Genomic DNA, 7,041 nt, shown 5'->3' with positions numbered 1-7,041 from the left:
CGCCGGCGCGGCCAGCGCGGCCAGCCGCACGCCGGAGCCTGCCGCCCCGGCCACGCCGCCGCCCCCGCCGGCGCCCTCCGTCGGGCCGGTCAGCGGCTTCCCGCTGCCCCGCTTCGCCTCGCTCCGGTCCGACCAGGTGAACATGCGCGTCGGGCCGAACACGACCTTCCCGATCGAATGGACCTTCCAGCGCCGCGACCTGCCGGTGATGATCATCGGCGAGTTCCAGGTCTGGCGCCGGATCCGCGACGTGGACGGCGCCGAGGGGTGGGTTCACCAATCCACCCTGCAGGGCCGCCGCACCGTGCTGGTGCGCCCCGCCGGCGCGGCCGAGGTGGCGCTGCGCCGCGAGGCCTCGGCCGCGGCCGGCACGGTGGCGCGGCTGCGCCCGGGCGTGATCGCGCGGGTGCGCGAATGCGAGGCCGACAGCGCCTGGTGCCAGGTGCAGGTCGCCAGCCATCGCGGCTGGCTCCGCCGCGCCGATGTCTGGGGGCTGCTGCCGGAGGAGGAGGTGAAGTAGCGCGCGATTGAGCGCCGCTCCGCCTCGGCCTAACCTGTTTGCCATGGACGAGACGCCCCCGCCCGCCACGCACGACCTCGGCGGCGCGCCGCGATTCCGCTGCACGCCGGTGGACCCCGACGACGAGGCGCCGCCCGACGCCTTCGGCAAGCGCGTGGACGCCATCCGCCAGATCCTCGCCAGCAAGGGCCTGTTGACGGTGGACGAGATGCGGCGCGGCATCGAGGCGCTGCCCGAGGCCGAGTACCACGCCCTCGGCTACTACGAGCGCTGGCTGCGCTCGATCAGCGCCATCATGGCGGAGAAGGGCGTCGTCGCGCCGGAGGATCTGCGGCCATGAGCTTCGCCCCCGGCACGCCGGTGCGCGTGAAGCGCGATTTCCCCGAGATGCGCGGCCCCTGCCACATCCGCACGCCGCACTACCTGCGCGGCCTGTCGGGCACCATCGAGCGGCCGCTCGGCAGCTTCCCGAACCCGGAAGACCTGGCCTTCGCCCGCCCGGCGGCCAAGGTGCCGCTGTATCACGTGCGCTTCGACCAGCCGGCGCTGTTCGGCGAAGGGGCCAAGGGCGACACCGTGCTGGTGGAGATCTTCGAGCACTGGCTGGAGGAGACGCCCTGATGGCCGCGCCGCCGACAGCGGAGAGCATCGCGCTGCTGGAACGCTTCGTCGCGGCGCTGGCCGCGCGCGGGATCGTCAGCGAGGAAGAGATCGCGACGCAGATCGAGCGCACCGACCGCGCGAGCCCGGAGATCGGCGCGCGCATGGTCGCGCGCGCCTGGACCGACCCGGCCTATCGCGCGCTGCTGCTGCGCGACGGCACGGCGGCGGCGGAGCAGATGGGCGTCTCCATGGCCGGCGCGCCGCCGCTCGGCGTGCTGGAGGATACCCCGACGCTGCATCACCTCGTCGTCTGCACGCTGTGCTCCTGCTACCCGCGCATGGTGCTGGGCTATCCGCCGCACTGGTACAAATCGGCCGCCTATCGGGCGCGCGCCGTACGCGACCCGCGCGGCGTGCTGGCCGAATGGGGCACCGTGCTGCCGGACGGCATGGGGGTGCGCGTGGTGGACTCCACCGCCGACTATCGCTGGATGGTGCTGCCGCAGCGCCCCGCCGGCACCGAGGGCTGGGACGCGACGCGGCTCGCGTCCATCGTCACGCGCGACCATCTCGTCGGCGTCGCGCTGCCCAGCGCGGCATAGTGCGGTGAAGGGCATCGTCGTCTGCCCGCAGCCGCGGGCGGCGGATGTCGGCGCAGATGTGCTGCGCCGCGGCGGCACCGCCTTCGACGCCGCGCTCGCCACCGCCTTCTGCCAGATGCTGCAGGACCCCTTCATGTGCGGGCTCGGCGGCATGGGCACGCTGCAGTATCGCGATGCGCGATCCGGCCGCCAGGGCATGATCGACTTCCACGCCCGCGCCGGCGCGAGGGTGACGCCCCACATGTGGGCCGCCGACAGCAAGGGCCGCTCCGCCATCTCCGGCTATGCGCTGTTCGAGGATCACCGCGCGGAACTCGGCTACAGCGCGATCATGACACCCGGCACGGTCGCCGGCCTCGCGCGCTTCCACGAAACCCTGTGCACGTGGAACTGGGCGGATCTTCTGGCGCCCGCGATCTGCATGGCGAAGGAAGGCATCACCGTCACGCCCTTCTTCGCCGATTTTCTCGTTCGTCCGCCGCAACCCGGCCTGCCCGGCGGCATGGAACGCGTGACGAAGACGCCTGCCTGCGCGGCGCTCTACCTGAAAGACGGCGGCTTCCACGCGGTGGGCGACGTGATCCGCCACGCGCAGATGGCCGGGACGCTGGAACGCCTTGCGGCGCGGGGCGCCGCCGATTTCTACACCGGCGACATCGCCGGGCGCATCGCCGACGACTTCGCCCGCCACGGCGCCTTCGTCACGACCGATGACCTCGCTGCCTACACGCCTGTGGAATCGCTGCCGGTGACCGGCACCTATCGCGGCTACGGCATCGCCTCCAACCCGCCGCCCGGCTCGGGCGCGGTGCTGATCGCGATGCTCAACATCCTCGAGAACTTCGACTTCGCCGGCACCCATCCCGGCAGCGTGCGCCATCTCGACCTCGTCGCGCGCGCCATGGCGGCGGCGCATGAGGATCGCGAGCAATGGCTCGGCGACCCCGCCTTCGTGGACGTGCCGGTCGAGACGATGATCTCCAAGGCGCGCGCCGCGGAATGGGCCAGAAAGATCCGCGAGGGCTGGCTGCCCGGCGGGAAGATCGGCGCGCCGCCCTCCTGCACCACGCATCTCTCCGTCTGGGATGCGGCGGGCAATTGCGTCTCGCTGACGCACACCCTCGGCACCGGCGCGGGCGTGGTCACGGAGGGGCTCGGCTTCAACTGGAACAATGCGATGAAGCTGTTCGACATGCGGCCCGGCCGCGCGAACAGCATGGCGCCGGGCAAGGCGCGCACCACCGGCATGGTGCCGACCATCGTCTCGAAGGATGGCGAGCCCTGGATGGTGGTGGGCGCGCCGGGCGGCAGCGTCATCATCTCCTCCGTGCTCACCACCATCGTGAACGCGATCGACTTCGGCATGAGCGCGGTGGAGGCGGTCTCCTTCCCGCGCATCCATTGCGAGGGCGGCCCCGTCTTCTGCGAGGCGCGCGTGCAGGGCGACGTGGTGGAGGGGCTGCGCGCGCTGGGCCATGAGGTGCGGCATTCGCCGATCTCCTACGACCCCACGATGAGCCGCGCCCATGCGATCCTGCTGCGCGACGGCCGGCCGACGGGCGCGGCCGATCCGCGCGGCGGCGGCGGCGTCGCGATCGCCTGGTAGCGGCCTGGCGGATCCCGGACCACCGCGCCATCGCCGGGTCACAACCGGGTGCCGGGTGGGCGCGGCTTCAGGGATCGTCGTCGGGGATGTTCAGCAGCGCGCCGCAGGCCTTGCAGTGGACCGCGTCCGGGTCGTGCCGGCCGAGCCCGCAGGCATGGCACCGGAAGCGCACCTTGGTCGGGCGGAACAGCGCCTGGGCAAGCCGCAGGAACAGCGTCACGCCCGCCAGCATGATCACCACCGAGATCAGCCGCCCGGTGGTGCCGGGCAGGGTGATGTCGCCGAAGCCGGTCGTGGTCAGCGCGGTGACGGTGAAGTAGAGGGCGTCGGCCCAGTTGGCGATGTCCGGGTTGCTCGCCTGCTGGGTGGCGTGGACGATGCCGGTCATCACCACGATGAACACCAGCAGGTCCGCCGCCGCCACGAAGGCGTCCTGGTTGCGCCGGAACAGCGGCAGGTCGTGGCGCAGATGCGCCACCAGGCGGGCCGAGCGCAGCAGCCGCAGCGTGCGCAGGCTGCGCAGGAAGCCCCAGCCGGCGAAGAAGGGCGCCAGCAGGAAGGAGATCACGGCCAGCAGGTCGGCGATGCCCGCCGGATGCAGCAGCTCCTTGCGGGCGGCGCGGGAGCTGCGCAGCCGGACAGCCAGCTCCGTCGCCAGCACCAGCCCGAAGGCGATGTCGATGGCGAAGACGGCCGCGTTCTTCGGCAGGAAGGATTCCGCGATCACCCAGGCCAGCGCCGCGAGGTCGAGCGCCAGCAGGCCATAGGCCGCTCGCGCGCCGGGGCGCCCCCCGGCGCCGAAGAAACCGCCGGGGCCCGGGCCCTCGGACACCGCCTCAGCGCGTCGGCTTCGGCGGCTGCGTGGCGTAGTCGTAGAAGCCGCGGCCGGTCTTCCGCCCGAGCCAGCCGGCCTCGACATAGGTGCGCAGCAGCGGGCAGGGGCGGTATTTCGGATCGCCGAGCCCCTGCTGCATCACCTCCATCACCGCGAGGCATACATCCAGCCCGACGAAATCGGCCAGCTCCAGCGGCCCCATCGGGTGGTTGCAGCCGAGCTTCATGCCCGCGTCGATCGAGGCGATGTCGCCCACGCCTTCCTGCAGCGCGAAGACCGCCTCGTTGATCATCGGCACCAGCAGGCGGTTGACGATGAAGGCCGGATAGTCGGCGGCATGCGCGACGGTCTTGCCCATGCGCTCCGCCAGCGCGGAGACCGCCTGCACCGTCGCATCCTCGGTCGCCAGGCCGCGGATCACCTCGACCAGCTTCATCATCGGCACGGGGTTGAAGAAATGCATCCCCACGAAGCGACCCGGCCGGTCGGTCGAAGCGGCCAGCCGCGTGATCGGGATGGAGGAGGTGTTGGTGGCGACCAGCGCATCCGCCTTCAGATGCGGCCCGAGGGTGGCGAAGATCCTGCGCTTGATGTCCTCGCGCTCGGTCGCCGCCTCGATCACCAGGTCGCAATCGGCGAAGGCGGCATAGTCCGTGGTGGAGGCGATGCGCGCGAGGGCCGCGTCCTTGTCGGCGGCGGAGAGCGTGCCCTTCTGGACCTGGCGGTCCATGTTCTTCGTGATGGTGGCGCGCGCCTTGGCCAGCGCCTCCTCCGCCACGTCGAGCATGACGACGGTCAGGCCGGACTGCGCGGCGACATGGGCGATGCCGTTGCCCATCTGGCCGGCGCCGATGACGCCGAGTTTTTCGATGCCGGGCATGAGTGCCTTCCTCTTGGCGGACAGGGGCGCGCGGCCCCCACCCGCCTTCGCTTCGCTCGGGCACCCTCCCCCGCAGGCGGGAGAGGGAATGTCTGCGCCGGATCCCCCTCCCCCGTTCACGGGGGAGGGTCGGGGTGGGGGGAAATCCGCGCGCTACTTCTTGTCCAGCTCGGTCTCGAGCTCCGGGATCACCTTGAACACGTCGCCGACCAGGCCGTAGTCGGCCACCTGGAAGATCGGCGCCTCCTCGTCCTTGTTCACGGCGACGATCACCTTGCTGTCCTTCATCCCCGCCAGGTGCTGGATCGCGCCGGAGATGCCGAAGGCGATGTAGAGCTCGGGCGCCACGATCTTGCCGGTCTGGCCGACCTGCATGTCGTTCGGCGCGTAGCCCGCATCCACCGCCGCGCGGGAGGCGCCGATCGCCGCGCCGAGCCGGTCGGCCACGCCTTCCAGGATCTTGAAGTTGTCGGAGGAGCCCATCGCGCGCCCGCCCGAGACCACCACGCGCGCCGCGGTCAGTTCCGGCCGCTCCAGCTTCGCGATCTCCGCGCCCACGAAGCGGGAGACGCCCGGATCGGCCGCCGCCGGCGCATCCTCGATGGCGGCGGCGCCGCCCTCGGCCGGCACGGGGTCGAAGCTCGCCGCGCGCACCGTCAGCACCTTCGTCGCGTCGGCGGTCTTCACGGTGGCCAGCGCGTTGCCGGCATAGATGAAGCGGCGGAAGGTGTCTTCCGCCTCCACCCCCGCGACGTCGCTGATGACCTGCACATCCAGCAGGGCCGCGACGCGGGGCATGATGTTCTTGCCCATCGCCGAGCCCGGCGCGAGCAGATGCGAATAGCCCGGCGCCAGCGCGACGATCAGCGCGGAAACCGGCTCGGCCAGCGCGGCCTCCACGCCTTCGCCCTTCGCGACGAGCACCTTGGCCACGCCCGGCAGCTTCGCCGCCGCCGCCGCGCCCTCGGCGCCCAGCGCCAGCACATGGATGTCGCCGCCGATCCTGGCGGTGATCCCCTGGGCCGCCGCCACCGCGCTGCGGGTCGGCTGCGACATGACCTCGCCGCGATCGGCCAGAACCAGGACGGACATCGTCAGATCACCTTCGCTTCGTTGCGCAGCTTCGCCACCAGCTCCGCCACCGAACCCACCTTCACGCCGGCCTGGCGCTTCGGCGGCTCCTCCACCTTCAGCACCGTCAGCCGCGGCGTCGCGTCCACGCCGAGATCGGCCGGCTTCACCGTCTCGATCGGCTTCTTGCGCGCCTTCATGATGTTCGGCAGCGAGGCGTAGCGCGGCTCGTTCAGGCGAAGATCCGCCGTCACGATCGCCGGCAGCGTCAGCGCCACCGTCTCGAGGCCCCCGTCCACCTCGCGCGTGACCCTGATCCCATTGGGCACGCCGCCATCGGCGAGCTCGACCTTGCTGGCGAAGGTGCCCTGCGGCCAGCCGAGCAGCGCGGCCAGCATCTGGCCGGTGGCGTTCATGTCGTCGTCGATCGCCTGCTTGCCCATCAGCACGATCTGCGGCGATTCCTTCGCCGCCAGCGCCTGCAGGATCTTGGCGACGGCGAGGGGCTCGACCGTGCCGTCATGCTCCACCAGGATGCCGCGGTCGGCGCCCATGGCGAGTGCGGTGCGGATCTGCTCGGCCGCCGCGGCGGGGCCGACGGAGATGGCGACGATCTCGCTCGCCACGCCCTTCTCCTTCAGCCGGACCGCTTCCTCGACGGCGATCTCGTCGAAGGGGTTCATGGACATCTTGACGTTGGCCGTCTCGACGCCGGTGCCGTCGGACTTCACCCGCACCTTCACGTTGTAGTCCACCACCCGCTTCACGGGGACGAGGATCTTCATCGGTCAAGGGATCCCTTGGTCATGCGGGCCTCGCGCCGGCGGCACGCCATGCCGGCCCGCGCGGCCCGCCCCCCGCCCCCCCGGCCGCCCCGCCCCCCCCCCCGCCCCAATTGCCCGCGCCCCCGCCCGCCACGCGCGC

9 protein-coding genes are annotated in these 7,041 nt (G+C 71.9%); 5 read left to right on the top strand and 4 right to left on the bottom strand.

Annotation, left to right across the window (positions count from 1 at the left end):
- The 5 genes from AC1MIR_RS12100 to ggt all read left to right on the top strand — a co-directional run.
- Nucleotides 1–520 (top strand): SH3 domain-containing protein (locus AC1MIR_RS12100; RefSeq protein ID WP_480028405.1); only part of this gene is annotated, 520 nt, incomplete at its 5' end.
- Between the two features lie 43 nt (nt 521–563).
- Nucleotides 564–860, top strand: coding sequence for a nitrile hydratase (locus AC1MIR_RS12095; protein ID WP_480028404.1), 297 nt, complete (start codon nt 564–566; stop codon nt 858–860).
- Nucleotides 857–1,141: an SH3-like domain-containing protein gene (locus AC1MIR_RS12090; protein ID WP_480028403.1), complete on the top strand. Its 285-nt coding sequence runs from the start codon at nt 857–859 to the stop codon at nt 1,139–1,141. Before AC1MIR_RS12095 ends, AC1MIR_RS12090 begins: the two co-directional genes overlap by 4 nt.
- Complete coding sequence (locus tag AC1MIR_RS12085; RefSeq protein WP_480028402.1) at nt 1,141–1,725, top strand: nitrile hydratase subunit alpha; 585 nt, start codon at nt 1,141–1,143, stop codon at nt 1,723–1,725. Before AC1MIR_RS12090 ends, AC1MIR_RS12085 begins: the two co-directional genes overlap by 1 nt.
- Before the next feature lie 4 nt (nt 1,726–1,729).
- A complete protein-coding gene (gene ggt / locus AC1MIR_RS12080; RefSeq protein ID WP_480028401.1) occupies nt 1,730–3,331 on the top strand; it encodes a gamma-glutamyltransferase in 1,602 nt (533 codons plus the stop codon).
- A gap of 67 nt (nt 3,332–3,398) precedes the next feature.
- Here ggt and AC1MIR_RS12075 read toward each other — a convergent pair whose 3' ends face one another.
- The 4 genes from AC1MIR_RS12075 to AC1MIR_RS12060 form a co-directional block, all read right to left on the bottom strand.
- Nucleotides 3,399–4,163 (bottom strand): potassium channel family protein, encoded by a 765-nt coding sequence (locus AC1MIR_RS12075; protein WP_480028400.1) that lies wholly within the window; start codon nt 4,161–4,163, stop codon nt 3,399–3,401.
- Between the two features lie 4 nt (nt 4,164–4,167).
- A complete protein-coding gene (locus AC1MIR_RS12070) occupies nt 4,168–5,046 on the bottom strand; it encodes a 3-hydroxybutyryl-CoA dehydrogenase (RefSeq protein ID WP_480028399.1) in 879 nt (292 codons plus the stop codon).
- A gap of 153 nt (nt 5,047–5,199) precedes the next feature.
- Nucleotides 5,200–6,138 carry an electron transfer flavoprotein subunit alpha/FixB family protein gene (locus AC1MIR_RS12065; RefSeq protein WP_480028398.1) on the bottom strand — a complete coding sequence of 313 codons (939 nt, stop codon included), beginning with the start codon at nt 6,136–6,138 and terminating at the stop codon, nt 5,200–5,202.
- Between the two features lie 2 nt (nt 6,139–6,140).
- Nucleotides 6,141–6,902, bottom strand: coding sequence for an electron transfer flavoprotein subunit beta/FixA family protein (locus AC1MIR_RS12060; RefSeq protein WP_480028397.1), 762 nt, complete (start codon nt 6,900–6,902; stop codon nt 6,141–6,143).
- Between the last annotated feature and the right edge of the window lie 139 nt (nt 6,903–7,041).

The organism is Falsiroseomonas sp. RANM36, from assembly GCF_056682175.1.
This window is presented reverse-complemented; position numbering and strand designations above follow the sequence as displayed.

What these genes read in the sequence shown, in the direction of transcription:
- AC1MIR_RS12060 (WP_480028397.1), bottom strand. Translation starts at nt 6,902, where the DNA reads ATGAAGATCCTCGTCCCCGTGAAGCGGGTGGTGGACTACAACGTGAAG.
- AC1MIR_RS12085 (WP_480028402.1), top strand. Translation starts at nt 1,141, where the DNA reads ATGGCCGCGCCGCCGACAGCGGAGAGCATCGCGCTGCTGGAACGCTTC.
- AC1MIR_RS12070 (WP_480028399.1), bottom strand. Translation starts at nt 5,046, where the DNA reads ATGCCCGGCATCGAAAAACTCGGCGTCATCGGCGCCGGCCAGATGGGC.
- AC1MIR_RS12090 (WP_480028403.1), top strand. Translation starts at nt 857, where the DNA reads ATGAGCTTCGCCCCCGGCACGCCGGTGCGCGTGAAGCGCGATTTCCCC.
- AC1MIR_RS12065 (WP_480028398.1), bottom strand. Translation starts at nt 6,138, where the DNA reads ATGTCCGTCCTGGTTCTGGCCGATCGCGGCGAGGTCATGTCGCAGCCG.
- AC1MIR_RS12095 (WP_480028404.1), top strand. Translation starts at nt 564, where the DNA reads ATGGACGAGACGCCCCCGCCCGCCACGCACGACCTCGGCGGCGCGCCG.